Source organism: Mycobacterium sp. 4D054, assembly GCF_052245755.1.
Lineage (GTDB): Bacteria > Actinomycetota > Actinomycetes > Mycobacteriales > Mycobacteriaceae > Mycobacterium.
The window spans coordinates 70,738-95,519 of the sequence record NZ_JBQQCF010000013.1 but is presented as its reverse complement, the minus strand read 5'-3'; the positions used below and the strand labels follow the sequence as shown (position 1 = coordinate 95,519).

At 69.5% G+C, this 24,782-nt stretch carries 22 protein-coding genes; 9 read left to right on the top strand and 13 right to left on the bottom strand.

The window, feature by feature from the left end; translation table 11 throughout:
- Nucleotides 1-19 precede the first annotated feature (19 nt).
- Nucleotides 20-1,042 carry a YlbL family protein gene (locus tag ACTWP6_RS12205; protein ID WP_443187806.1) on the bottom strand — a complete coding sequence of 341 codons (1,023 nt, stop codon included), beginning with the start codon at nucleotides 1,040-1,042 and terminating at the stop codon, nucleotides 20-22.
- 113 nt (nucleotides 1,043-1,155) lie between these two features.
- Here ACTWP6_RS12205 and ACTWP6_RS12200 point away from each other — a divergent pair, with 113 nt between their 5' ends.
- The 3 genes from ACTWP6_RS12200 (at nucleotide 1,156) to ACTWP6_RS12190 (ending at nucleotide 5,008) form a co-directional block, all read left to right on the top strand.
- Nucleotides 1,156-2,562 (top strand): zinc-dependent metalloprotease, encoded by a 1,407-nt coding sequence (locus ACTWP6_RS12200; RefSeq protein WP_443187805.1) that lies wholly within the window; start codon nucleotides 1,156-1,158, stop codon nucleotides 2,560-2,562.
- A 247-nt stretch (nucleotides 2,563-2,809) separates the two neighbouring features.
- Nucleotides 2,810-3,628, top strand: a complete 819-nt coding sequence (locus ACTWP6_RS12195) for a cyclodehydratase (protein ID WP_443187804.1) — start codon at nucleotides 2,810-2,812, stop codon at nucleotides 3,626-3,628.
- A gap of 42 nt (nucleotides 3,629-3,670) precedes the next feature.
- Nucleotides 3,671-5,008 (top strand): macrolide-binding ATPase MABP-1, encoded by a 1,338-nt coding sequence (locus ACTWP6_RS12190; protein ID WP_443187803.1) that lies wholly within the window; start codon nucleotides 3,671-3,673, stop codon nucleotides 5,006-5,008.
- Between the two features lie 20 nt (nucleotides 5,009-5,028).
- Here ACTWP6_RS12190 and ACTWP6_RS12185 read toward each other — a convergent pair whose 3' ends face one another.
- From ACTWP6_RS12185 to ACTWP6_RS12175, 3 genes are all read right to left on the bottom strand, one after another.
- Nucleotides 5,029-5,304 carry a WhiB family transcriptional regulator gene (locus ACTWP6_RS12185; RefSeq protein ID WP_260757767.1) on the bottom strand — a complete coding sequence of 92 codons (276 nt, stop codon included), beginning with the start codon at nucleotides 5,302-5,304 and terminating at the stop codon, nucleotides 5,029-5,031.
- Between the two features lie 130 nt (nucleotides 5,305-5,434).
- Nucleotides 5,435-5,608 carry a hypothetical protein gene (locus ACTWP6_RS12180; protein WP_443187802.1) on the bottom strand — a complete coding sequence of 58 codons (174 nt, stop codon included), beginning with the start codon at nucleotides 5,606-5,608 and terminating at the stop codon, nucleotides 5,435-5,437.
- Nucleotides 5,609-5,715: 107 nt separating this feature from the next.
- Entirely contained in the window at nucleotides 5,716-7,821 is a 2,106-nt protein-coding gene (locus tag ACTWP6_RS12175; protein ID WP_443187801.1) for an ATP-dependent DNA helicase UvrD2, read from the bottom strand.
- Between the two features lie 82 nt (nucleotides 7,822-7,903).
- On the opposite strand from ACTWP6_RS12175, the gene mrx1 reads away from it, so the two are divergent.
- Entirely contained in the window at nucleotides 7,904-8,155 is a 252-nt protein-coding gene (mrx1, locus tag ACTWP6_RS12170) for a mycoredoxin Mrx1 (RefSeq protein WP_260757764.1), read from the top strand.
- Nucleotides 8,156-8,180: 25 nt separating this feature from the next.
- Here mrx1 and nudC read toward each other — a convergent pair whose 3' ends face one another.
- Both nudC and ACTWP6_RS12160 read right to left on the bottom strand, forming a co-directional pair.
- Nucleotides 8,181-9,107, bottom strand: coding sequence for an NAD(+) diphosphatase (nudC, locus tag ACTWP6_RS12165; protein ID WP_260757763.1), 927 nt, complete (start codon nucleotides 9,105-9,107; stop codon nucleotides 8,181-8,183).
- Between the two features lie 126 nt (nucleotides 9,108-9,233).
- Nucleotides 9,234-10,313, bottom strand: coding sequence for a potassium channel family protein (locus ACTWP6_RS12160; RefSeq protein ID WP_260757762.1), 1,080 nt, complete (start codon nucleotides 10,311-10,313; stop codon nucleotides 9,234-9,236).
- Nucleotides 10,314-10,359: 46 nt separating this feature from the next.
- On the opposite strand from ACTWP6_RS12160, the gene ACTWP6_RS12155 reads away from it, so the two are divergent.
- Nucleotides 10,360-10,764: a DoxX family protein gene (locus tag ACTWP6_RS12155; protein ID WP_443187800.1), complete on the top strand. Its 405-nt coding sequence runs from the start codon at nucleotides 10,360-10,362 to the stop codon at nucleotides 10,762-10,764.
- Here ACTWP6_RS12155 and ACTWP6_RS12150 read toward each other — a convergent pair.
- Entirely contained in the window at nucleotides 10,749-14,039 is a 3,291-nt protein-coding gene (locus ACTWP6_RS12150) for an ATP-dependent helicase (RefSeq protein WP_443187799.1), read from the bottom strand. The genes ACTWP6_RS12155 and ACTWP6_RS12150 overlap by 16 nt on opposite strands.
- A complete protein-coding gene (locus ACTWP6_RS12145; RefSeq protein ID WP_443187798.1) occupies nucleotides 14,036-17,155 on the bottom strand; it encodes a PD-(D/E)XK nuclease family protein in 3,120 nt (1,039 codons plus the stop codon). The genes ACTWP6_RS12150 and ACTWP6_RS12145 overlap by 4 nt, the downstream gene beginning before the upstream one ends.
- Nucleotides 17,156-17,233: 78 nt before the next feature.
- Here ACTWP6_RS12145 and ACTWP6_RS12140 point away from each other — a divergent pair, with 78 nt between their 5' ends.
- Together ACTWP6_RS12140 and ACTWP6_RS12135 are read left to right on the top strand one after the other, a co-directional pair.
- Nucleotides 17,234-18,016: an alpha/beta fold hydrolase gene (locus tag ACTWP6_RS12140; RefSeq protein ID WP_443187797.1), complete on the top strand. Its 783-nt coding sequence runs from the start codon at nucleotides 17,234-17,236 to the stop codon at nucleotides 18,014-18,016.
- Between the two features lie 2 nt (nucleotides 18,017-18,018).
- Nucleotides 18,019-18,315, top strand: a complete 297-nt coding sequence (locus tag ACTWP6_RS12135; protein WP_443187796.1) for an MGMT family protein — start codon at nucleotides 18,019-18,021, stop codon at nucleotides 18,313-18,315.
- A gap of 79 nt (nucleotides 18,316-18,394) precedes the next feature.
- On the opposite strand, the gene ACTWP6_RS12130 is transcribed toward ACTWP6_RS12135, so the two are convergent.
- From ACTWP6_RS12130 to ACTWP6_RS12120, 3 genes are all read right to left on the bottom strand, one after another.
- A complete protein-coding gene (locus ACTWP6_RS12130) occupies nucleotides 18,395-19,249 on the bottom strand; it encodes a TIGR02569 family protein (protein ID WP_260757756.1) in 855 nt (284 codons plus the stop codon).
- 36 nt (nucleotides 19,250-19,285) lie between these two features.
- Nucleotides 19,286-20,464 carry an adenylyltransferase/sulfurtransferase MoeZ gene (moeZ, locus tag ACTWP6_RS12125; RefSeq protein WP_443187795.1) on the bottom strand — a complete coding sequence of 393 codons (1,179 nt, stop codon included), beginning with the start codon at nucleotides 20,462-20,464 and terminating at the stop codon, nucleotides 19,286-19,288.
- A 122-nt stretch (nucleotides 20,465-20,586) separates the two neighbouring features.
- Complete coding sequence (locus ACTWP6_RS12120; RefSeq protein WP_443187794.1) at nucleotides 20,587-21,618, bottom strand: DUF3152 domain-containing protein; 1,032 nt, start codon at nucleotides 21,616-21,618, stop codon at nucleotides 20,587-20,589.
- A gap of 186 nt (nucleotides 21,619-21,804) precedes the next feature.
- On the opposite strand from ACTWP6_RS12120, the gene ACTWP6_RS12115 reads away from it, so the two are divergent.
- Nucleotides 21,805-22,479 (top strand): TetR/AcrR family transcriptional regulator, encoded by a 675-nt coding sequence (locus ACTWP6_RS12115; RefSeq protein ID WP_443187793.1) that lies wholly within the window; start codon nucleotides 21,805-21,807, stop codon nucleotides 22,477-22,479.
- Between the two features lie 81 nt (nucleotides 22,480-22,560).
- Here the strand turns inward: ACTWP6_RS12115 and ACTWP6_RS12110 are convergent, their stop codons facing one another.
- Nucleotides 22,561-22,809, bottom strand: a complete 249-nt coding sequence (locus ACTWP6_RS12110; RefSeq protein ID WP_260757753.1) for a DUF3107 domain-containing protein — start codon at nucleotides 22,807-22,809, stop codon at nucleotides 22,561-22,563.
- A gap of 238 nt (nucleotides 22,810-23,047) precedes the next feature.
- Between ACTWP6_RS12110 and ACTWP6_RS12105 the strand changes: the two genes are divergently transcribed.
- Entirely contained in the window at nucleotides 23,048-23,845 is a 798-nt protein-coding gene (locus ACTWP6_RS12105; protein ID WP_443187792.1) for a hypothetical protein, read from the top strand.
- Nucleotides 23,846-23,929: 84 nt separating this feature from the next.
- On the opposite strand, the gene ACTWP6_RS12100 is transcribed toward ACTWP6_RS12105, so the two are convergent.
- Nucleotides 23,930-24,643, bottom strand: a complete 714-nt coding sequence (locus ACTWP6_RS12100; RefSeq protein WP_443187791.1) for a ferritin-like fold-containing protein — start codon at nucleotides 24,641-24,643, stop codon at nucleotides 23,930-23,932.
- Nucleotides 24,644-24,782 lie beyond the last annotated feature (139 nt).

The following is a 24,782-nucleotide window of genomic DNA, read 5'->3' as shown; positions in this document are numbered from 1 at the left end:
CCGGCCCTGTGCCCGTGATTCAGCAGCGGGGGGGTTCACCACCAGCGGAAAGCGTGCGCATCCCGTCGATCGCATGCTCCAGAGTGTCCACCTTGAGCAGCTCGATGCCGTCGGCGTCGGCGGTCTTGGCTTCGGCGCAGTTGTCGGCGGGCACCAGGAACGCGGTGGCGCCGGCATCCCGGGCGGCGGCGATCTTGTGGGTGATGCCGCCGATGGAGCCGACCTTGCCGTCACCGCTGATGGTGCCGGTGCCCGCGACGAACTTGCCGCCGTTGACGTCGCCGGTGGTCAGCTTGTCTACCACGGCCAGGCTGAACATCAGCCCTGCTGACGGTCCGCCGATGTTGGCGAGATTGAAGTCGATGGCGAACGGCGCCCAGGGCGCGTCGAGCACGTTGACCCCGAGGAAGCCCTGGGCGCGTTCGGGGTGGGAACCCAGCGTGATCTCGGTGCTGCCCATCGGCGCGTTCTTGCGGCGATAGTCGACGACAATGGTGTCCCCCGGCTTGGTGTCCTTGAGCAGCCCCTGGAACTGCTCCAGCGTCGCCACCGGGATGTTGTTGACCCCGTCGATGGCGTCACCGGCCTGCAGCTTGCCCTTCGAAGGGCCGTCCTCGTCGATGCTCTCCACGGTGACGGCCATCGGGTACTTCAGGTACTGCAACGCGGCGTACTCGGCGCTGTCCTCGGACTGGCGGAAGTCCTTGGTGTTCGCCTCGTCGATCTCTTCCCTGGTCTTGTCCGGCGGATACACCAGCTCGCGCGGGACGAGTTGATCGCGGCCCGAGGCCCAGAAGATCAGCGCCTGACCGAGCGTCAGACCGTCCCGCTGGGCCACCGTGGTCATGTTCAGGTGCCCGGAGGTCTTGTGAACGTCGGCGCCCTCGATCGCGACGACCTCCTTGCCGTCGACCTCCCCGAGCGTGTCGAAGGTCGGCCCCGGGCCGAGCGCGACGTAGGGCACGGTCACCACGGTCAGCAACACCCCGAAGATCAGGATGGGCACCAGCGCGACGACCAGCGTGGAAATCCGCCTGTTCACGCCGCCCACAGTAAAGGTCGGCGACCGCGGCCGGCCGCGAAGACCACCCCGGTTCACTCTCAGCGTGACCCGGCCACCCGCACGCTGCGTCCCGGGTGAGTACCGTTGAGGGCATGGCTGACCTGCCTTTCGGCTTCTCCGCCGGGGACGACCCCGACCGCGACAAACCCAAGAAGGACCCCAACTCGGGTGGGGACCCGTTCGGCGGCGCCTTCCCCGGCGGCGAGTTCGACATGTCGCAGCTGGGCCAGATCTTCTCCAAACTCGGCGAGATGTTCAGCGGGGCAGGCACGTCGATGGCGGGCGGCAAGTCCGCCGGCCCGGTCAACTACGACCTGGCCCGCCAGCTGGCGTCCAGCTCGATCGGTTTCGTCGCGCCCGTGCCGGAACAGACCGCGTCCGCGATCACCGACGCGGTGCGGCTCGCCGAGACCTGGCTCGACGGTGTCACCCCGCTGCCCGCGGGCACCGTCCGCACGGCGGCGTGGACACCGACCGACTGGATCGACAACACCATGGAGACCTGGAAGCGGTTGTGCGATCCGGTGGCCGAGCAGATCTCGACGGTGTGGGCGCAGGCCCTGCCCGAGGAGGCCAAGGCGATGGCCGGGCCGCTGCTGTCGATGATGTCGCAGATGGGCGGGATGGCGTTCGGCTCACAGCTCGGTCAGGCGCTGGGCACGCTGTCGAAGGAGGTGCTGACCTCCACCGACATCGGTCTTCCGTTGGGCCCCAAGGGGGTCGCCGCGCTGATGCCCGAGGCGGTGGAGTCGCTGGCCGAGGGACTGGAGCAGCCGCGCAGCGAGATCGTCACGTTCCTGGCCGCCCGGGAGGCGGCCCACCACCGACTGTTCAGCCATGTGCCGTGGCTGTCCACCCAGCTGCTCAACGCCGTGGAGGCGTTCGCCAAGGGCACCAAGATCGACATGTCCGGGATCGAGGAGTTCGCGCGCGGCTTCAACCCGGCGTCGCTGACCGATCCGTCCGAAATGGAGCAGCTGCTCAACCAGGGCATCTTCGAGCCGAAGGCCACCCCGGAGCAGACCGCGGCGCTGGAACGGCTGGAGACCACCCTCGCGCTGATCGAGGGTTGGGTGCAGACCGTGGTGTCCGATGCGCTCGGCGACCGCATCCCCGGCACGTCGGCGCTGTCCGAGATGCTGCGCCGCCGGCGTGCGACCGGAGGGCCGGCGGAGCAGACGTTCGCCACCCTGGTCGGCCTGGAACTGCGTCCCCGCAAGATGCGCGAGGCCGCCGACCTGTGGCGCAAGCTCACCGAGGCCGTCGGCGCCGACGCCCGCGACAGTGTGTGGCAGCACCCCGACCTGCTGCCCAGTGCCGCCGACCTCGACGAGCCGGCCGCCTTCATCGACCGGATGATCGGCGGGGACACCAGTGACATCGACAGCGCGATCGAGCAGGCTTTCGGCGAGGCGCTTTCCGGGGGACAGGACGAGGGTCCCCGCGAAGAAACCGGCGACGGCGGACGTGACGAGGGGCACGACGACCCGAAGGCCTGACCCCTCAACCCGTCCGCCCCTGGTCGAAGTCACAACCGTCACAAATTTCCACGCTCTGCAGGGAAAGTCCGAGTAGACCCCTGAAAAACGCGGATAGTTGTGGCTCTTGGGGCTGGTGTGCCCCTCCTACGAGGTGGGTGATCCGTAGCCCATGCGTTCTCGCCGCCTAGGCCAGGGCGACCTCGCGGGTGAGGCCGGCCTGTGGATAACTGCGCCCGCCGACGTCGCGCCATGACACTGTCAATGCATGACGCGGTACGCGCTGAGCACCGCCACCCCGGTGCTGTCCCGCCCAGACGGCACCGTGCAGGTCGGGTGGGATCCGCGGCGCGCGGTCATCGTGCACCCGCCCGCCGGGCTGTCCGCCGCGGTCCTGGCCGAATTGCTGCGGGCGCTGCAGGGTGCGGCGACCGCGCCGGAGCTGCAGAGGCTGGCCGCCGGTCGAGGCGTGGCCGAAACCGTCGTCGCGGGTCTTCTCAGCCATCTCGTCGACCGCGGCGTCGTCACCGCTGCCCCGGCCGACGCCCGCGCGGCCTCGGTGCGGGTGCACGGCGACGGCCCGTTGACCGATCTGCTCACCGCATCGCTTCGCTGCTCGAATGTGCGGGTCAGCCTCAGCAGCCGGACCCACGCCTCGACCACGCAGGTCGATCTGGTGGTGCTGGCCGACTACCTGGTCGCCGATCCGCGGGTCGTGCGTGAACTGCACGACGGGGGTGTGGCGCACCTGCCGGTGCGGGTGCGCGACGGCACCGGGCTGATCGGGCCGCTGGTGATTCCCGGCGCCACCAGCTGCCTGCGCTGCGCGGACCTGCACCGCAGTGACCGTGACGCCGCCTGGCCCGCCGTCGCCGCGCAGCTGTGCCGCACAGTCGGCAGCGCGGACCGGGCCACGTTGCTGGCCACCGCCGCGCTTGCGCTCCACGAGATCGACCACGTCATCCGCGCGGTGCGCGGTGAGCGCGCCGACAGCCCCGCGACCCTGGACACCACACTGGAGTTCGAGGTGACCAGTGGATCGGTGACTGCGCGTCGCTGGTCGCGGCATCCGGACTGCGCATGCTGACATCGCGCGTTGCCAAGTCGTTGGTCGAAGTTCAGCGGCGTCATGGATGATGGACCGGTGAGTGAGATCAAGCGCGGGCGCGCGGCGCGCAACGCGAAGTTGGCGTCGCTGCCCGTCGGTATGGCAGGACGTGCCGCGCTCGGCATCGGCAAGCGGTTGACCGGCAAGTCGAAAGACGAGGTCAACGCCGAGCTGATGGACAAGGCGGCGCAGCAACTGTTCACCGTGCTCGGCGAGCTCAAGGGTGGCGCGATGAAGGTCGGCCAGGCCCTGTCGGTGATGGAAGCCGCCATTCCCGAGCAGTACGGCAAGCCCTACCGGGAGGCACTGACCAAGCTGCAGCGCGAGGCGCCACCACTGCCGGCCGCCAAGGTGCACCGGGTTCTCGACCAGCAGCTGGGCACCAAGTGGCGGGAACGCTTCCAGTCCTTCGATGACAAGTCGGTGGCATCGGCCAGCATCGGCCAGGTGCACAAGGCCGTCTGGTCCGACGGCCGCGAGGTCGCGGTCAAGATTCAGTACCCCGGCGCCGACGAGGCGTTGCGCGCCGACCTCAAGACCATGCAGCGCATGGTCAGTGTGCTCAAGCAGCTTTCCCCCGGCGCCGACGTGCAGGGGGTGGTCGACGAGCTGATCGAACGTACCGAGATGGAGCTCGACTACCGACTGGAGGCCGACAACCAGCGCGCGTTCGCGAAGGCCTACGAGGGCGACTTGCATTTCGTCGTGCCGCGCGTGGTCGCCAGCGCGCCCAAAGTCGTCATCCAGGAGTGGATCGAGGGCATCCCGCTGTCGCAGATCATCCGGGAGGGAACTCAGGAGCAGCGCGACCTGATGGCCACCCGGCTGTTCGAGTTCTGCGACGACGCACCGACGCGGCTCGGGATGGTGCACGGCGACGCCCACCCCGGGAACTTCATGCTGCTGCCCGACGACAAGATGGGCGTCATCGACTTCGGCGCCGTCGCCCCGATGCCCGGCGGCTGGCCCGTCGAGCTCGGCCAGATCCTGCGCTACGCGGTGGACAAGAACTACGACAAGTTGCTGCCCACCATGGAGAAGGCCGGCTTCATCCAGAAGGGTCAGCGGGTCTCCACCCGCGAGATCGACGACATGCTCAAGCAATACGTCGAACCGCTGGAGGTGCCGGTGTTCCACTACACCCGGCGCTGGTTGCAGAAGATGACCGCCCTGGAGCTGGACAAAGCTGCCGGCCAGATCAAAACGGCCCGGCAGATGGACATCCCGCCGAAGCTGGCGATCCCGATGCGGGTGATCGCATCCATCGTCGCGATCTCCTGCCAGCTCGACGCGCACGTCGACACCCGGCGTATCGCCATGGAGAAGGTGCCCGGATTCGCCGACCCCGACGCGGTGTGAGCGCCGGGGCCAGCTGAATCTCACGCGGCCACAGTTTCTTTGGCGTCCTTCCGGGGCCGTCCGCGGGGCCGCTTACGGGCGATGACCGCACCCCGGTCGAGGATCTCACCGCCCCAGACGCCCCACGGCTCCTGACGCTGCAGCGCCGCGTTGAGGCATTCGCGCCGGATCGGGCAGTCCGCACACAGCCCCTTGGCCCGTTCCAGATCCTGGGGATCCTCGGCGAACCACAGATCGGGGTCCTCGACATGACACGGCACCGTTAACTTCGTCTTCTCGCATGTCGGCGAAGACATGTCGCTCCTCTGCTTCCTGGTCGTTGGTGCTGTCTGTGCTGTGAACTTCTCGGGGATCTGCGACCAGAAACGACGAAGGCCACGGATCCGTGATTGCGGGTCCGTGGCCTGGTTGGCGGTTGGGGCTTACCTAGAGGTGGCCCCCCACGGACGCAATCGCACCGGCGGCGGCGCGGCGCTTACGCGGCGCGGCGGCGACGGCTGCGGCGGTGATGGGATGAGCGGGACGTGCCCAGAACTGCGCAGGGAGGGTCCGCGACATGGCGGCAGCTACGCCGGCAACCGTGAAAACGTTGCTGTTCATGATGGGCACCCTCCTCTCGCACAAGGCCGTGGTCTGCGTGTTCTGAGGCTAGAGGTTAGCAGCAAAATCGCACAACACATTTTTGACCAGCGCTTTTGGCGCGATCTTTACGCTTTTTGGCGGCCTTTGACCAGTGCGAGGATGTCCGGCCCGTACTGCTCGAGCTTGCGGGCGCCGATACCGGGGATGGCCACCAACGCGGCGTTGTCGGACGGCAGCGATTCCGCGATCGCGATCAGAGTGTTGTCGGTGAACACGACGTACGCGGGCACACTCATCTCCTTGGAGACCCGCAGCCGCCAATCCTTCAGCTCGGCCAGCAATTCCTCGTCGATGTCCGAAGGGCAGCTTTCGCACCGGCGCAACATGATCGCCGGCGGTGTGGTCAGCGGCGCGTTGCACACCCGGCAGCGCGGCGCCGGTCCACGAGGCTTCCGCGGCTTGCTGGGCCCGTCATCCCGCTGGGACTGCGGCGCGATGCCGTTGAGGAACCGGGACGGCCGCCGCCCCTGCCGACCGCCCGGGTTGCGGGCCAGCGCCCAGCTCAGCGTCAAATGCACACGCGCCCTGGTGATTCCGACATAGAGGAGGCGACGCTCCTCCTCCACGGGCTCGCTGTCGGGGCCGTGCGCAAGCGCGTGGCTGATCGGCAGGGTGCCGTCGGCCAGCCCGACCAGATACACCGCGTCCCACTCAAGGCCCTTGGCGGCGTGCAGCGAGGCCAGGGTGACGCCCTGCACCACAGGTGGGTGGCGGGCGTCGGCGCGCTGCCGCAACTCGGTGAGGAGTCCCCGAAGATCCAGATGCGGACGTTGGGCCACCTCGTCGTCGACGAGCTCGGCGAGCGCGGCCAGCGCCTCCCAACGGTCGCGGGCCTTGACGCCTGCGGGTGGCTCCGCTGTCAGGCCCAGCGGCTCCAGCGTGGCGCGCACCAGTTCGGGCAGCGGATCCTCGATGTGGCCGCGCTCGGCGACGCGCTGCAGCGCCAGCAGTGCCTGCCGGATCTCCTGACGGCTGAAAAACCCCTCACCGCCGCGCACCTGAAAGGCAATGCCTGCCTCGGTGAGAGCTTCCTCGTAAACTTCTGACTGAGCGTTGATGCGGTAGAGCACGGCGATTTCCGAAGCGGCAGTACCGGATTCGATGAGCTTGCCGATGCTGCGGGCCACCGCGGTCGCTTCGGCGACCTCGTCGGGATACTCCTTGAACACCGGTTCGGGCCCCGGCGGGCGCTGGCCGATCAGGTGTAGCCGGCTGCCCGCCATCCGCCCGCGCGCGGCCGCGATCACCCGGTTGGCCAGCGAGACGACCTGCGGGGTGGAGCGGTAGTCGCGCTCCAGTCGCACCACCGCGGCCTCGGGGAACCGTCGCGAGAAGTCGAGCAGGTAGCGCGGTGAGGCGCCGGTGAACGAGTAGATGGTCTGGTTGGCGTCGCCGACGACCGTCAGGTCGTCGCGGCCGCCCAGCCAGGCGTCGAGCACGCGCTGCTGCAGCGGCGTGACGTCCTGGTACTCGTCGACGACGAAGCAGCGGTACCGGTCACGGAACTCCTGGGCCACCGCGGGGTCGTTCTCGATGGCGGCGGCGGTGTGCAACAGCAGGTCGTCAAAGTCCAGCAGCGCCATGCCTTCTCGGCGGGACTTGAGGGTCTCGTAGTTGGCATAGGCCGTCGCGACCTTCTCCGCGTCGAACGGGATGTCGCGGCCGACCTCGGCGACGGCCTGCGCGTAGGCCTCCGGAGTGATCAGTGACGCCTTGGCCCACTCGATCTCCCCGGCGAGGTCACGGACATTGTCGGTGCCGGTAGGGAGCCCGGTGCGGTTGGCGGCCTGGGCGACGACGGCGAACTTACTGTCCATCAGCTGCCACTCGGTGTTGCCGACCACGCGCGGCCAGAAATACGACAGCTGGCGCCGGGCGGCGGCGTGAAACGTCTGCGCCTGCACCGCGCCGGTGCCTGCGCCCTCGTCAAGGGCGCGCAACCGGCCCCGCATCTCCCCGGCCGCGCGCTGGGTGAAGGTGACCGCCAGCACCTGACCGGGGGCGACGTGGCCGGCCGTCACCAGATGAGCGATGCGGCGGGTGATGGTGCGTGTCTTTCCGGTGCCCGCACCGGCGAGTACGCAGACCGGGCCCCGGGGCGCCAGCACCGCCTCGCGCTGTTCGGAGTCGAGGTCACCCAGCAGCCGGTCACGAGAGGCTGTCGAGGGCATGCCGACCATCATGTCAGCGTGCCCCGACAAGCGCGGACCTCGGGACGGGCATGTCGGGCGCGTCGGCTACGTTGATGGGCTTATGAGCGCTGACGAAGCCACCCTGACCATGTACACGACCACGTGGTGCGGCTACTGCTCGCGTCTGAAGATGGCGTTGAAGTCCGAAGGCATCAGCTGGACCGAGGTCGACATCGAGGCCGATCCCTCCGCCGCGGAGTTCGTCGGGTCGGTCAACGGAGGCAACCACGTCGTGCCGACGGTGAAGTTCACCGACGGCTCCACGCTCACCAATCCGAGCATCAAGCAGGTCAAAGCCAAGCTGGCCGGATAACTCGCACGGCCCGGCTCCGGCGACGTCAGTCCAGCGCGGCCCAGGATTCGATGATCTCCCGCGCGATCGAGATCGACCCGGGCAGCAGTAGTTTCGAGGTGCTGCCCGAACTCCAGTCCCCCTGGTCGAGCGCCTCGCGGATCTCGGCACGGGTGAACCATGCGGCTTCGGCGATCTCGCCGTCGTTGAAGGAGAACGGTTGCTCGGGGTCACCGAGGGCGTGAAAACCGACCATCAGCGACCGCGGGAACGGCCACGGCTGAGACCCCAGGTACTCGACGTCGGTGACGGTCAGGCCGATCTCCTCGGCGATCTCACGCACCACGCAGGACTCGAACGACTCCCCCGCCTCGACGAAGCCGGCCAGAATCGAGAACAGCCGCGGCGGCCACACCGTCTGTCGGGCCAGCACCGCGCGGTCGTGCCCGTCGTGCACCAGGCAGATCACCGCGGGGTCGATGCGCGGGAACTCCTCGTGACCGGTGACCGCGTTGATCCGCGCCCAGCCGCTCTTGATCGGCGTGGTCGGGGCACCATCGACCGGGCTGAAGCGGGCATGGTCGTGCCAGTTCAGCAGCGCGGTCGCGGTGGCGACCAGTTGAGCGCTGACGTCGTCGAACACCTCGCCGGTGCGACGCAGGTCGAGCACTTCGAGCGGGGCGTCGGAGTCCTCCGGGGGTTCGAGCTCCGAGCGCAGCGCCCACACGTGGGTGCCATCGCCGAGCTTGCCGAGAAACACGGCGTCCTCGGGCGGGGCGGCACCGGCGGACACGGCGCGGTTCAGCACCGCGCGGCCGCCGGAGATCAACACCTGGTTACGCCGGTCTACCCGCAGCAACAGCGCGTCGGGCCATCCGGCGACCGCGGCGTCGACATCGGTGCGCAACGTGTCGGCGCGGTCGGCGCCAACCCGGGACAGCAGCGGGACATTGCGTAGCCGGAAAGGTGTCATCGCTGCCTTCTGCTCTTCGCGCAAGCGCTTTTCGCCCGAGGGCTCGTCGCGGCGCAAGCGCTCATCGCTGCCTTCTGCTCTTCACTCGACGGCTCCTCGCCCGAGGGCTCGTCGCGGCGCAAGCGCTCATCGCTCCTCGTCCGCGGACCTGATGTAGAGCAGCCTGTCTCCCGGCTCCAGAGCGTCGACCTCGGGGTCGTCGACCCGGATCAGCCTGTTGCCGCGGACCACACCGAGCACGATGTCGGGCAGATGGCGTGGCGAGCCACCGACCTCCTTCGGCGTGACCTCCCGTTCGGCGATCGCGAAACCGCGGTCGGGGGTGAGCAGATCCTCCATCATCTCGACGACGCTGGGGGTCTTTACCGCGATGCCGAGCAAACGGCCCGCCGTCTCGGAGGTGACGACGGTCGAGTCCGCCCCGGACTGCTTGAGTAGGTGTTCATTGTCGGTTTCGCGCACCGCGGCGATGATCTTGGCCTTCGGCGCGAGTTCGCGGGCGGTGAGGGTGACCAGGACAGCGGTGTCGTCACGGTTGGCCGCGACGATGATGGTCCTGGCGTGCTGAGCGCCGGCCAGGCGCAGAACCTCGGAGTCGGTGGCACTGCCGCGAACGGTGACCAGGCCCGCGCTCTTGGCGCGTTCCAGGGCCGCGGTGTCCTCGTCGACCACCACGATGTCGCCGGGTGCGATCTCGTCGCCGACCATCGCCGCGGCGGCGGTGCGGCCCTTGGTGCCGTAGCCGACGATGATGATGTGGTTGCGCAATCTGCTCCTCCAGCGCTGGATTTGATAGACCTGACGCGATTGCGTGGTGAGGGTCTCGACGGTGGTGCCGATCAGCACGATCAGGAAAGCCACCCGCAGCGGCGTGATCACCAGGACGTTGACCAGGCGCGCCTCCGGGGTGATCGGGGTGATGTCGCCGTAACCCGTCGTCGACAGGGACACCGTCGCGTAGTACAGGCAGTCCAGGAAGGACAGTGGATTCTCTTGGCTGTCGCGGTACCCGTCGCGGTCGAGGTAGACGATCAGCACCGCGGCGAACAGCGCCCCCAGCGCGTAGATGACGCGTACGGTGATGCGCCGCGCCGGGCTCACCGTCTCGGTCGGGATCTGCACGCGGTCGGTGAGCGCGTGAACCGGCAGATCGGCCAGCGCCTGATCGAACCGGCGTACCCGCCGGCGTAGACGTCCCTTAGCCACGAGGGCCGGTCAAGGAGTGAGGCAGCCGCACCAGCACAATGTAATCATGACCACGTCCCCAACGGCACGGCAGCAGATCACGAAGTCCTCACGTGGCGCCCGAATGGGCGCCTGGCTGGTCGGCATGGGCATCCTGCATTTCGTCGCCCCGAAGCCCTTCGACTCGATCGTGCCCGCGGAACTCCCCGGCACGCAGCGCTTCTACACTTACGCCTCCGGTGCCGCCGAGGTCGGTGTGGGCGCACTGCTGCTGGCGCCGAAGACCCGCAAGGCCGGCGCGCTGTCGGCGATCGCGTTGTTCGTCGGCGTGTTCCCCGGCAACGTGAACATGGTGCGGCTGTGGTTCAACGACCCGACCAAGTCACTGCCCATGCGGTTGGGTGCGATCGCCCGACTGCCGTTGCAGATCCCGATGATCACGCAGGCCTGGAAGGTCTACCGCGACAGCTGAGCCACCTCCCCGTCCCGGGACCGGTCGGTCAGCAGCGCGATCAACTCGTCCTCGTCGGGCAGGTGGTCCGGGATGACCGTGCGTCCGGACCGCACATAATGGAACGCTGCGCGCACCGAGGACAGCGGGCAGTCATGCAGGCGTGCCCACGCCAACCGGTACACCGAGAGCTGAACAGCATTGTGCCGCAACTCCTCTTCGGTCGGCGGCAGCTCGCCGGTCTTCCAGTCCAGCACCGTGACCCCGCCGTCGTCGTCGGCGAAGACCGCGTCGATGCGGCCGCGGACCACCCGTGCGCCGATCATCATGTCGAACGGCACCTCCACATCGATCGGGGTGCGAGCAGCCCACGGTGACACCACGAACGCGTTCTGCAGCTCCTCCAGCTCGCCACGATCGTCACGGTCGGCGTCCACCGCGCCGGGCAGGTCATCGAGATCGAACAGCTTCTCGGCCTGGAAGTAGCGTTGCACCCAGTCGTGAAATGCGGTGCCCAGCAGGGCCTGTGCATCCGGGCGCCGGGGCAGCCGGCGCTGGAGACGTGCGGCGACCGCCTCCGGGTCGCGGCAGAGTTCGACCACCGCGCTGACCGACAACTGCTGCGGCAACGGACGCACCGGCCGCCGGGCGGCACGTTCGCGTTCGGCCAGCAGTGCGTCGACGTCGGCGGCCCATTCGTGGACATCGGGTGTCGGATCCGGTGGTGACTCGGCGGACATCGCCGAGGCGACCAGCTGCGCGCCCCGGTCGGTGTGCGCACGCCGACCGCCCAGCGGATCTTCCGGCCACACGGCCTCGACCACCCGGTCGCGCAGCGGGTTGGACTCACCGCCGGCGGGGGCGTCAGTCCAGATGTCGACGGTTCCACACGGAGTTCCGTCGGCGATCGACGCGTCGATGACGTCCTTGAGTTCGGTCAGGAACGTCGACGGACCTCTGGGCTTGGACTCGGTCGCACCCCAGTGATGGCCCGACACCAGCAGCGTGTCCTCGGCGCGGGTGATGGCCACGTACAGCAGGCGGCGCTCTTCGTCGGTGCGACGTTGGTCCAGGCTGCGCTTGTGGTCATAGATCTTGTCGGACAAGCCTTTCCGGTCGCTGACGTCGGAGGTGTCGAGCACCGGAACGCCGTGTTCTGACACCGCCGCGCAGTCACCGCGCAGCAGCGGGGGCAGGTCGGCGGCGTCGGTGAGCCAGGTGCGCGGGGAGGCGGTGGACGGGAAGATCCGAGCGGACAGGTGCGGCACGGCGACGAGCTGCCATTCCAGGCCCTTGGCGGCGTGCACGGTGAGGATCTGCACGCGGTCCGATGACACCGTGACCTCGGCGGGCGCCAGACCGTTCTCCACCTGCTCGGCGGTGTCGAGATAGGCCAGCAGCGCCGACACCGTGGTGGCGCCCCGGGACGCGAAGTCGGCCACCACGTCGGCGAACGCGTCGAGGTGCTCGGTGCCCGACCATCCTGCCGAGACCGGTTGTGCGGCACGGACTTCGGTGTCGATACCGAGGACGCGGCGGACCTCGGCGAGTAGCTCGGGCAGCGGGCTGTCCAGATGGGCGCGCAGCGCGGTCAGTTCACGCCCCAGCGCGACGATCCTGGCGTGCCCCTGCGGGGAGTACGCCGCGGCCGGGCCCGGATCGCAGATCGCGTCGGCCAAGCACGCGGCGTCGGCGTCCGGACCGAGTTGCGCGACGATCCCCGCGGTCGCCGACACCGCATCGGGCGCGGGACCGCCCGCGTCGACGAGGGTGACCGCCCGCCGCCACAGCGCCGCGACGTCGCGGGCGCCCAGCCGCCACCGTGGCCCGGTCAATACCCGCACTGCCGCCGCCCCGGCGGTCGGGTCGGCCGCCAGCCGCAGCATGGCGACCACATCGGAGACCTCCGGCACCGCCAGCAGGCCCGCGAGGCCGACGACCTCCACCGCGACTCCCCGACGGGTCAGCGCGTCGGCCATCGGTCCGGCGTCGGCGTTGCGGCGCACCAGCACCGCGGCCGTCGGCGCCGCGCCACCGGCAGCGGAACCGGCGTGCCACCGCGACGCGATCTGCTCGGCGACCCACTCCCGTTCGGCCTCCACGTCGGTCAGCAGCGCACACCGCACGCTGCCGGGCTCGGCGCCCGGGCGCGGCTGCAGCGCGCGGACCGAAACCGACCGGCGCCGGGCTTCGACGGACACCTCGTTGGCAAGGTGCAGGACTTCGGGCGGGTTGCGCCAACTGGTGCGCAGCTCCAGCGTCGGCGCCGGGCTGCCGTCCGCCAGCGGGAAGTCGGTGGTGAACCGCGGCAGGTTGGTCGCCGAGGCTCCGCGCCAGCCGTAGATCGACTGGATCGGGTCCCCGACGGCGGTCAGCGCCAGCCCGTCGTCGGCACCGCCGCCGAACAACGAGGACAGCGCCACCCGCTGCGCATGCCCGGTGTCCTGGTACTCGTCGAGCAGGACCACGCGGTAGCGTAGCCGCAGCTGTTCGCCGACCTGCGGGCACTGCGCGGCCAACCGCGCGGCCGAGGCCATCTGCATCCCGAAATCCATCACCCGCTCCTGCCGCATCCGCTGGTGCAGCGCGTCGATGAGTGGGACGAGCATGGTGCGCTCGGTCTGGGTGGCGAGCATGCGGAGCAGCCACTGGCTGGGCCCGCGATCGCGCTGGTAACGGCCCGCGGGCAAGTGGTGCACCAATCGCTCCAGCTCGACATGGGTGTCGCGCAGCTGAGCAGTGTCGACGAGGTGTTCGGAAAGCTGCCCGGCCAACCGCAGCACCATGTCGGTGATCGAGGCCGGCGACTTCTCGGTGTCGAGGGCCGCCGGATGTTCACACACCACCCTGAACGCCAGCTGCCACAACTCGGTTTCGCCGAGCAGCCTGGTGTCGGGTTCGGCGGGGAGCAGCAGACCGAACTCGCGGAGCAGATTCCCGGCGAATGCGTGGTAGGTGCTGATCGTGACGGGGTCGTCGGCAAGATCCGCACTGCCCGCCGGGAGCATCAGACCCGCCCCAGCCAGCCGGGCCAGCCGGGCACGGACCCGGCGCAGCAGCTGCCCGGCCGCCTTGCGGGTGAAGGTCAGACCGAGCACCTCCCCGGGCCGGGCGTACCCGTTGGCCACCAGCCACACCACCCGTGCGGCCATCGTCTCGGTCTTGCCCGCCCCGGCGCCGGCGATCACCACGAGTGGTCCCGGCGGGGCCGAGATCACGGCGGCCTGCTCGTCGGTGGGCTCGAAAAGACCCAGCGCTGTGGATAATTCGGCGGGACTGTACCGCGGACCCGTCATGCGTCCCTCCTGGTGTTCTGCGCCGGGCACATGGCGCGGACCGGGCAGTGCGCGCAGCCGTCGTTGATCCGGGCGGCGAACTCCGGCCCTTGCGTGGCTGCGGCTGCCTCGTGGACCTGGGCTTCCCACTCGCTGCGGCCGTCGGCGGTCAGCGCGTCCTGGTGGCGTTCGGTCGCGCCGCCACCGGTGGTCTTGCCGAGGTAGACCAGGCGTCCGCCTCCCTGTTCGTCACCGTCGGGCAGCAGGCCGGCCGCCACCGCCAGCTGGTACAGCGCCAATTGGGCGTGGCTCTGGGCGTCGTCCTTGCTCACCGGGCTCTTGCCGGTCTTGATGTCGATGACGACGAGCCGGCCTTCACTGTCGCGTTCCAGGCGGTCCAGTCGCCCGCGCACCCGCACGGCCGGCCGCTCGCCGTCGGCCTCGCCGACCTTCCCGTCGACCTCGACCTCGGTGCCGACCTCGGTGAGCTCCCCGCGGGTCTCCTCCCGCCACCGCAGAAAGGTACGCAGCATCTCCAGGTGCCGGGCCCGTTCGTTGTCGGCATACCATCGGGCATCGAAAGGAAGCTCGCCCCACACCTTTTCGAGTCCATCGAGCAGCTGGGCCTCGGTGCGGCCCGCTTCGGAGATCAGGGCGTGCACCAGCGAGCCGAGGCTGGAGCGCACGTCACGGCCACGGGATCCGCCGTGACGCTCCAGCAACCACCGCAACGGGCAGTCCGAGAGCATCTGCAGTGTCGACGGCGACAGCGTCACCACGTGGTCGTCGCCCTCCCACAGCGGTTCGGCGCTGGACAGGTCGCGGGCTCCGTACCACGTCGCCGGATCCGCGCCATGCACCCCGGCCTCGGCCAGACGCGCCAGTTGCGCTGCGGCGCAGGCTCTTTCCATGTCATCAACTGCGTCCGGCGCTGCGCACACCACCGACCGCAAACGACCGACGACGGCCGACGGCGCCAGCACCCTCGGAGCGCGGATCGGCGGCGGCGGCTGAGGTGCCGGTTCAGTGGCCAGCGCGGCGATCTCATGGCAGAAGGAGGACGGCAGCATCGCAGCGTCCCCGCTGTCGCTGTCGACCGCCGTCACCAGCAGTCGGCCGCGGGCGCGGCCGATCGCTGCGATCAGTAGCCTGCGCTCCTCGGCCAGCAGCGGTGCCCGGCTCGACAGGGCGCGGTCCCCGGCGTCGACGACGCCGTCGATGACATCCACCAGCTGCTGGGTGCCCAACACCCCGCCGCGCGGAGCGACGTTGGGCCACAAGCCTTCCTGCAGTCCAGCGAGCACCACGAACTCCCACTCCCGGTCCAACGCGGAGTGCGCGCTCAGCAGCGCGACCGCCTCCGGCGCCTGCTCGACGGACCGGGCCGGCGGCAGCGACAACGCGCCGATGTGATCGACCAAGCCGCGCAGCGACGCGCCGGCGGTCCGCGCGACGTACTGTTCGGCCACGTCGAACATCGCGGTGATGGCATCGAGGTCGCGATCGGCCTGAACCGCGGCCGGGCCGCCCCGTTCGCTGGCGGCCAGCCAGCGCCGTTGCAGGCCGCAACGGTGCCAGGCCTGCCAGAGGGTGTGGCGCGGGTCGCGTCCCTCGTCGGCGCTGCGCCGGGCGGCGGCCAGCACCGCGGCGACCCGCCGCGGTGCCCGCGCCTGCTCGTCGGGCAACGAGTTCTCGTCGCGGTGCAGAGCGTCGACCAGCAGATCACCGAACGCCCCGGGTGCGCCCGGGGCCGCCCGGCGCAGCGCTCGGCGCAGCTGCCGCAGCGAGACGGGGTCGACGCGCCCGATCGGTCCGGTGACCAGTGCCAGCGCCCGGCCACCGTCGAGGCCGTCGGCGGTGGCCTCCAGAACGGTCAGCAGTGCCCGCACCGCCGGCTGGTCGGCCAGCGGAGAATCGTTCTGCGGCAGGTCCACCGGCACGCCCGCTGCCGCCAGTGCGCGGCCCAGCGCGGCGCCCGTCCGCGGCACGGAGCGGACGATCACCGCCATCTGTGACCACGGCACGCCGTCGACCAGGTGCGCCCGGCGCAGGGCGTCGGCGATCAGCGCCGACTCGGCGTGCTGGGATGCGGCGATGCGCACCGCGACCGAACCTGCCGCGTCGGTGCCGGTGAACTCCCGCACGGCGTCGGGACCGGGCAGTCGGCGCCCGACCGCGGCGATCAGCTCGGCGATCGGAGCCGCACTCCGGTAGGAGCGCGTCAGGGCCAGTGCGGGCCCGTCGCCGCGCAGCAGCGCGGGATCGGCGCCGCGGTAACCGAACACCGTCTGGTGGGGATCGCCGGCGATCACGGTCAGCTCGGCGCCGGCGGCGAGCACCTCGACCAGGCGGGCGGCCTGGGGGTCGAGGTGCTGGGCGTCGTCGACCAGCAGCAGCTGCACCCGCGCCCGCTCGGCGGCCAGCAGGTCGGCGTCGGTGGCGAACGCCTCCAGCGCCGCACCGACGAGTTCGGCGGCGCCCAGGGCCGGCACGGTGGCCTGCGGGGCGGCCATACCCACCGCCGCCCGCAGCAGCATGATCTGCTCGTAGGCCTGGGCGAACCGGCCCGCGGCCTGCCACTCCGGCCGGCCTGCGGACCGGCCGAGGCGTTGCAGCGCAAGCGGATCGACGCCGCGCTCGCTGCAGCGGGCCATCAGGTCGCGCAGTTCGGTGGCGAATCCGACGGTGCTCAGCGCCGGCCGCAGCCGCTCCGGCCACCGGACGGGTGACGCGTCGCCGTCCTCGAGGTCACCGGTCAGCAGCTCACGGATGATGCCGTCCTGCTCGGCGCTGGTGATCAGCCGCGGCGGCGGGCTGCCGTTGCGCTGGGCGGCCAGCCGCAACACCGCGAACGCGTAGGAGTGCACCGTGCGCACCAGCGGCTCGCGCACGGCGCTGCGTCCCCCGGCGCCGAGCAGGGCGGTGGTGATGGCCGCCCTGGCCTGCGTATTGAGCCGGGCCGAACCTGTCAGCAGCAGAACCGATTCCGGGTCCCGCCCGGCCTGGATGTGGGCCGCGGCGGTGTCCACCAGCAGCGTGCTCTTACCGGTGCCGGGCCCGCCCAGCACGCGGAATGTGCCCCGCACGTCCGGTCGACTGAGGACTTCGGCGGTGAGTTCGGTGTGCGGCGCGGACATGCACGCATCAGATCACGGGGGTCCGACAACACCGCTCGGATAGACCCCGGCCCCGTCGACCTGGCAGCATCTGCACGTGTGACCGATGTGTTGTGCACCTACCGTTTCGGATCGTCCGGCCCTGCCCGTGTGCTGGCGATCCACGGACTGACCGGCCACGGCAAGCGCTGGGAGAGTCTGTTCACCAGGCATCTGCCCGACGTGCCGGTGATCGCACCGGATCTGCTGGGGCACGGCCGTTCGTCGTGGGATGCGCCGTGGACGATCGAGGCCAATGTCGCCGCGCTGGCCGCTCTGGTGGACGCCGAGGCCGACGGACAGGTGGTGGTGGTCGGTCACTCGTTCGGCGGGGCGATCGCGCTGAACCTCGCCGCGCAGCGCCCCGACCTGATCAAAGGCATCGTGCTGTTGGATCCCGCGGTGGCCCTGGACAGGCGCTGGATGCGTGAGGTCGCTGACGAGATGTACCGCTCCCCCGATTACACCGACCGCGCGGAGGCCCGCGACGAGAAAGCCGGCGGCTCCTGGGGCGAGGTCGCCGAGGAGGAGCTGGACAGGGAACTCGACGAACACCTCGTCGACCAGCCCAACGGGCGGGTCGGGTGGCGCATCAGCATCCCGGCGATGCTCTGCTACTGGAGCGAGCTGACCCGCGCGGTGCCGCTGCCGCGGGACGGCACACCCACGACGTTGGTGCGTGCCCTGCACACCGACCCGCCCTACGCCGGTGACGAGCTGATCGCCGCGCTCGATGCCGGCCTCGGCTCGGATTTCACACTGCTGGAATGGGATTGCGATCACATGGTGCCGTTGGCCAAGCCGGCCGAGACCGCCGCGGTGATTCGCGACCACCTGGGCTGAGCATGCCGGCGATCACCGAGGAGCAGGTCGAGACGGTCCGCGGACTCGTCGCGTCGATACCCTCGGGCGCGGTCGCGACCTACGGTGACATCGCCGAAGCCGCCGGGCTGTCGAGCCCGCGGATCGTGGGCTGGATCATGCGGACCGACTCGTCGGATTTGCCGTGGCACCGGGTGATCTCGGCGTCCGGCCGACCTGCGGCGCACCTGGCCACCCGCCAACTGGAACGGCTGCGCGCCGAGGGGGTGCTCGCAGTGGACGGACGGGTGCAGCTCCGCGAGTACCGGCACGCGTTCTGATCACCGAGTGAGCGGTCACGGCTGCGATCGTGGGACGAATCGCTGCCGGGAATGCTATTCCGCGGGAGACGTGGCCCGGTCAGACTGCCAGCCGCACCAGCGCCGCGGTGCGGGCCAGACCGGGAAACGCCGCCGACGTCGACCGCGGATGCAGCGCATGCACCGCCAGCCGGAACATCAACGCGCGCAACAGCATCTGCGGCCACTCCGGCAGCGCCGACCACCGCTCGATCAACGCGTCGTCCGCTTCGCCCCAGGCCAGCGCATCCACCACGACCACACCGGCCGCCCAGGCCGGGGGCCGCCAGTACGGGGTGATGTCGGTGATGCCCGGCGCTGCGGTGCCTGCGAAAAGCACTGTGCCGTAGAGATCTCCGTGCACAAGCTGACTGGGGCTCTTGGTCGGCCGGCGTAGCGTCGCGAGCTGGTTGATCAACTCGATCGATTTCTGCCCGTCGGTGGTGGCCGGCGCCACCCGCGCGCCCGGCGGCAGTGAATGCAGCGGACGCTCTTCCCACGCCGCCCGGTCGGCGGCGGTGAACACGTCGACGTCACCCCACGGCGCGACGGGCGGCTGGGTCAGGAACCTGGGCCGCTCCAGCTTGGCGGTGGCCTCGTGCAACCGCACCGCGGCCGAGACCACTTCGTCGTGCCTCGGTTCGGGCGTCCCGGCCACGTAGGTGTCGGCGCGCCAGCCGGCGACCACGTACCGCCCGTCGGTCGACCGCACCGGACGGGCCAGCCGCACACCGTCGACGAACAACGTCTCGCGCACCTTGGCCGACCACGCGGCCCGCGCGTGGTCGGCGACCACCGAGAGCACCACCTCGCCGCAGCGCCAGCCGCCCTCCCAGCTGGATCCGAGCGGCGCAGGCTGCACTCCGGACAGCCCGAAGGCTGTGAGTACGTGCTCTGGCGGTCGCTCGGCGGTCACCGCCACAGCCTAATTGCCGCGAGCGCCAACCCAGCGTTAGTACATGACCATGTCGGGTTCGAGTTGCCTGCCCCAGGCCACGATCCCGCCCTGCACGTGCAGTGCGTCAGAGAATCCGGCCTTCTTCACGATGGCAAGCACCTCGGCCGAGCGGATCCCGGTCTTGCAGTAGAACACCGGCGTCCGGTCCACCTTCAGTTTCGCCAGCGCCTCGCCGGATTCGAACGCGCCCTTGGGAATCAGCTCGGCGCCCTGGATGTGGTTGATGTCCCACTCGACCGGTTCCCGGACGTCGATCAGCGCGAGCGGCTTGCCCGAATCGATCAGCTCACGGAGCTCGCGCGGGGTGATCGTCGACTCGGCTGCCGCCTCGGCCGCAGCGTCGGACACCACGCCGCAGAACTCCTCGTAGTCGATGAGCTCGGTGATCTTCGGGGTCGACGGATCCTTGCGGATCTTGATGGTGCGGTAGGTCATGTCGAGCGCGTCGTAGACCATCAGCCGGCCCAGCAGCGGTTCACCGATGCCGGTGATCAGCTTGATGGCCTCGGTGCCCATCACCGACGCGATCGACGAGCACAGGATGCCCAGCACGCCGCCCTCGGCGCACGACGGCACCATCCCCGGCGGCGGCGGCTCCGGGTACAGGTCGCGGTAATTCAGGCCAAGTCCGTCCGGGGCATCCTCCCAGAAAATCGAGACCTGCCCCTCGAAACGGTAGATCGATCCCCACACGTACGGCTTGCCGGCCAGCACGGCGGCATCGTTGACCAGATACCGCGTCGCGAAGTTGTCGGTGCCGTCGAGGATCAGGTCGTACTGGGAGAACAGGTCGACGGCGTTATCGGGCTCCAGTCGGAACTCGTGCAGATTGACCTTCACCAGAGGGTTGATCTCGGCGATCGAGTCCTTGGCGCTCTGCGCCTTCGATCGGCCGATGTCGGAGACTCCGTGGATGATCTGGCGCTGCAGGTTGGATTCGTCGACGACGTCGAACTCGACGATGCCGATCGTGCCGACACCCGCGGCGGCCAGGTACAACAGCGTGGGCGAACCCAGCCCGCCCGCGCCGATGACCAGCACGCGGGCGTTCTTCAACCGCTTCTGCCCGTCCAGCCCGAGGTCGGGAATGATGAGGTGGCGGCTATAGCGCGCGACCTCGTCGCGAGTGAGTTCAGCCGCTGGCTCGACCAGCGGCGGCAACGGTGAGGACACCGACTATCTCCTTGGTTGGCGGTATGACCCATCTCAGCAGGTAAGGGTTTCAACAGCAACGAGGGCCCGACGCTTCCCCGCTGCTCGCAGACGACAGGCGCAGCCGGGCGCGGCCGCGGTGATCAGGCGATCGGATACGGCCAGGGGTTGAACCGGCACGTCAGCCCGTCCGGGGTGACCGTGCCGGGGTCGAACTTGGCGGCGTCGCTGTTGTTGGTCGAAAACGTCTGCTGCATCATGATCGGCGCGAGCGCGCCGTTCTCGGTGCACTGTTCGTGGCGCTGGTAGCCGATGGCGTGGCCGACCTCATGGTTGACAACGTATTGGCGGTACGAGCCGATGTCGCCCTGGAACGGCACCGCGCCGCGCACCCACCGGGCCTCGTTGATGAACACCCGCGGCTGCCCTTCGAAGGCGGGGTTGTAGCAGGACGCTTCGAGTTGGATGTCGTAACCGCAGCCGTCGCGGATCGTCATCGGCGAGGTCAGCGACACCCGGAAATCGGGCACCACCCCGGAGGCGGCGTCGACGCGGGTGAACGCGAACTGCGGGTTGTGGGTCCAGCTCTTCGGGTTGGCCAGGGTCTCACTGACCATGCGGGCGAACCCCTCGTCACCGCCGAAACTCGTGGTGTCGAGCCCGTCTTCCACCTCGACGGTGTAGGTGAAGACCTTGGTGGTGCCCTGCCCCACCTGCGGGGTGGCGCCCGGCACGACGTGCCAGGTGCGGGCGCCTGCCTGGGTGAACGGCCCGCCGTCGGGCAGGATCCCGGTTGGCAGGTTGGCGTCGAACTGGGTCAGGCCTTTGGGCGGGGCGCCCACGATGGACGTGCTCGGGACGCCGATCGTGGGCGGTCCCTGCACCGGCCCTTCGTCGTCGACCGCCTGCGGAGCGCTGGTGCCGGTGATGGTCTGGTAGACGACCACCGCGGTGAGCACGACGAGCAGCGGCAGCGCGTACGCCCGCCATCCGTACGTGGAGACGAACCGACCGAGCCAGGTCTGCTTGCGCCAGCGCTTGCGGTCGTCCCGGTTGGAGCGGACCCGGCCCGGCTGCTCGGCCAGCGGGTCACGCTGGGCACGTAAGGGCTCTCGCCACTGGTCGCGAAGCACCGGAACGCGACCGCCCTCGCGACGCCCCGGTCCGTAGGTCACCGGAACAGGATGACACAGCTCAGAGGACATCCCGTGCTGGCACGCCACCGGATCACCGCAAACGGCGGGACGCGCGAACCGGCGACGTGACACCTGTCATGACACGTATGGTCGCCCGACGGTAGTAGTGTCAGTGCGAGCGAATTCAAGACGCCGGTCGCGCCGGCTGTAGATCTCGAGGTTCTGATGAGCGAACTGGCAAAGACGGCGCAGCGACGAGGGGGGCAGCCGGCAAACGGCACCAGCGCCTCCGGCGCAGCCCGGCGTGGCAACCGTCTGCCGCGTGATGAACGCCGCGGCCAGTTGTTGATCGCGGCCAGCGAGGTGTTCGTCGACCGCGGCTACCACGCCGCAGGCATGGACGAGATCGCCGACCGCGCCGGTGTCAGCAAACCGGTTCTCTACCAACACTTCTCGTCGAAGGTGGAGCTCTACCTGGCGGTGTTGCAGCGCCATGTCGACAACCTGGTCTCCGGCGTGCGCCAGGCGCTGCGCACCACCACCGACAACCGGCAGCGCGTCCGCGCCGCCGTGCAGGCGTTCTTCGACTTCATCGAGCACGACAGCCAGGGCTACCGGCTGATCTTCGAGAATGACTACGTGACCGAGCCGCAGGTCGCCGCGCAGGTCAAGGTGGCCACCGAATCGTGCACCGACGCGGTGTTCGATCTGATCAGCCATGATTCCGGGCTGGAGCCGCACCGCGCGCGGATGATCGCCGTGGGGCTGGTCAGCATCAGCGTCGACTCGGCGCGCTACTGGCTCAACGCCGAGCGCCCTATCGACAAGGACGACGCCGTCGAGGGTACGGTCCAGTTCATCTGGGGTGGGCTCTCACACGTGCCGCTGACGCGGTCCTGATCCGGTTTCGGGCCGAAACTGCATCCGGGCCGGGGGTTTCTCGAACTTTCCCGGCGCGGATGCGGTCTCGGCCCGCGACGATCAGCTCTTGGTGACCTCCGCGCCGACGACCCCGAACCCGACCCGACGCGAATCCGCCGCGCCGATCTCGACGTAGGCGATCCGTGCGGACTGCACGAGGAACCGGCGACCCTTCTCGTCGGTCAGACCCAGGACGCTCGGATCGCCGCTGAGCGCATCGGTGACCAACTTCTCCACCTCGGCCGGCGTCTGCGCGCTGGACAAAATCAGCTCGCGCGGGCTGTCGGTGACACCGATCTTGACCTCCACGGTGGAAACCCTTCTGTTCGTGTGCTCGTACTCCAAGGAGGCTAATGGACGTGGGCCCACAGAGGCGGTCCCGGGACCCGCGTACGCGACGAGCGAACGAACGCGCACGGTCATAACGCCGGAGCGATCCAACCGAGTCCCGAACGTGACCGCCTGCAGGGCCTCGTCAGCCCCATCTGTCACTTCTGCCTCAGTAGCATCGGGGCCGAAATCGGAAAAGACGACTGGGACAAGCTGAATGAACAGGCCATACACCGCTACTTCACCGTATTCCCTGACGCCGACCGAGCGGATCCGAAGCCCGCGGGGCAGTGGGCGATACGGCTCCTACGGGAGCCCTGGCGACGACGATCCGGACCGTTACGGGGACCTGGACACCGACGCACTGCCGCCGTTCCCCGGTGACGGCTACACCGAGGACTACGACCAGTACCTCGACGAGGAGCAGCTCGACCGCCGCTGGATGTGGATCGCCGGAGTGGCCGGGGCGATCCTGTTCGTCGCGGTGATCACCGCGAGCATGATCCTCGGCGGCGGTGACAGCGGCTCGGTGTCGGCGACGGTGGCCGCTCCGGTGCCGTCCAGCTCCGCACCGGAGCCCTCGTCCACGCCGTCACCCCGCGCCGCCGCGCCCGTGTCGCCGTCCCTGCCGGCCGAGACGGTCACCACGGTGACCCCCACCGCCGAGGCACCCACCCCGGCACCGGCCGCGCCCGCGCCGGTGCTGCCGGCCCCGCAGGCCGCACCGCCCCCACCGGCCGCGGCGGCGGGCACGGTGACCTACCGCATCACCGGCAACCGCCCGCTGCTCGATCTGGTCACCGTGATCTACACCGACGCGCAGGGTGCGTTGCAGACCGACGTGAACGTCGCGCTGCCGTGGTCGAAGACGGTGGTGTTGAACCCCGGGGTGACGCTGAGTTCGGTGACGGCGACGAGCATGTCCGGTCAGCTCAACTGCGCGATCATCGACGCGAACGGATCGTTGATCGCCGCGCAGAACAACAACTCGATCATCACCAACTGCACCCGCTGACACTCGACCGCCGACATTGCATTCCAGCCGCCGAAGTTCGAGTGGCGACCTACCGGAATGCGATTTCGGCGGGAGAAGCGGATTTCAGGCCAGGCCGAGTTCCTCCATGCGGCTGGCGTGCGTCTTCTGCAGCCGATCGAAGAAATCGGTCATGTGGGACAGGCCGCCGCCGGACATCACCAGGTCGACGAGTTCGTCGTGGTCGGCCAGCACGAACTGGGCCTGCGTGATCGCCTCGCCGAGCAGGCGCCGCGACCACAGCGCCAGCCGGTGCCGTTGCCGATCGCTGGCCGTCACCGCGGCCCGTACCTCGGCCACCACGAACTGCGAATGGCCGGTCTCGGACAGCACGGACCGCACGACGTCGGCCACCTCGGCGGGCATCACGTCGGCGATCTCCAGGTAGAAGTCGGCGGCCATCGCATCGCCGACGTAGGTCTTGACCAGTGCCTCCAGCCATGTGCTGGGGGTGGTCAGGCGGTGGTAATTCTCCAGAGCGGACGCGTACCTGGTCATGGCCGGGACGACGTCGACGCCGCGGCGCTCCAGCGCGTCGCGCAGCACCTCGTAGTGGTTCATCTCGGCCGCCGCCATGCTGGCCATGTTGATCCGCCCGCTCAGGTTCGGCGCCATCCGCGCCTCCTCGGTCAGGCGGTAGAACGCCGCGACCTCACCGTAGGCGAGCAGCGCGAACAGTTCGTTGATGCCCGGATGCTCCGTGGTCACGGGCGAACCGTTCGAGACCACCGGTTCGCTCGCCTGGGCGGAGGAAGCGGCCGCTGACGGCGTCGAAGACATGGCCCAACTCTAGACTCCGGGGCCGGCGATGCCGCTTCTGCGGGATCGACCGGTTACCATGGAGTCGGTGTCGGCGCTCGAGCCGACTGATCGAACCAGGTCACGCCGGCCGTTTTGGCCGCAGGCACCTTGGAAATGT

Bases quoted from the DNA above. Each gene is read 5' to 3' on its own strand.
- ACTWP6_RS12200 (WP_443187805.1), top strand. From the start codon at position 1,156: ATGGCTGACCTGCCTTTCGGCTTCTCCGCCGGGGACGACCCCGACCGC.
- ACTWP6_RS12195 (WP_443187804.1), top strand. From the start codon at position 2,810: ATGACGCGGTACGCGCTGAGCACCGCCACCCCGGTGCTGTCCCGCCCA.
- ACTWP6_RS12190 (WP_443187803.1), top strand. From the start codon at position 3,671: ATGGATGATGGACCGGTGAGTGAGATCAAGCGCGGGCGCGCGGCGCGC.
- ACTWP6_RS12185 (WP_260757767.1), bottom strand. From the start codon at position 5,304: ATGTCTTCGCCGACATGCGAGAAGACGAAGTTAACGGTGCCGTGTCAT.
- ACTWP6_RS12180 (WP_443187802.1), bottom strand. From the start codon at position 5,608: ATGAACAGCAACGTTTTCACGGTTGCCGGCGTAGCTGCCGCCATGTCG.
- ACTWP6_RS12175 (WP_443187801.1), bottom strand. From the start codon at position 7,821: ATGCCCTCGACAGCCTCTCGTGACCGGCTGCTGGGTGACCTCGACTCC.
- mrx1 (WP_260757764.1), top strand. From the start codon at position 7,904: ATGAGCGCTGACGAAGCCACCCTGACCATGTACACGACCACGTGGTGC.
- nudC (WP_260757763.1), bottom strand. From the start codon at position 9,107: ATGACACCTTTCCGGCTACGCAATGTCCCGCTGCTGTCCCGGGTTGGC.
- ACTWP6_RS12155 (WP_443187800.1), top strand. From the start codon at position 10,360: ATGACCACGTCCCCAACGGCACGGCAGCAGATCACGAAGTCCTCACGT.
- ACTWP6_RS12150 (WP_443187799.1), bottom strand. From the start codon at position 14,039: ATGACGGGTCCGCGGTACAGTCCCGCCGAATTATCCACAGCGCTGGGT.
- ACTWP6_RS12145 (WP_443187798.1), bottom strand. From the start codon at position 17,155: ATGTCCGCGCCGCACACCGAACTCACCGCCGAAGTCCTCAGTCGACCG.
- ACTWP6_RS12135 (WP_443187796.1), top strand. From the start codon at position 18,019: ATGCCGGCGATCACCGAGGAGCAGGTCGAGACGGTCCGCGGACTCGTC.
- ACTWP6_RS12115 (WP_443187793.1), top strand. From the start codon at position 21,805: ATGAGCGAACTGGCAAAGACGGCGCAGCGACGAGGGGGGCAGCCGGCA.
- ACTWP6_RS12105 (WP_443187792.1), top strand. From the start codon at position 23,048: ATGAACAGGCCATACACCGCTACTTCACCGTATTCCCTGACGCCGACC.
- ACTWP6_RS12100 (WP_443187791.1), bottom strand. From the start codon at position 24,643: ATGTCTTCGACGCCGTCAGCGGCCGCTTCCTCCGCCCAGGCGAGCGAA.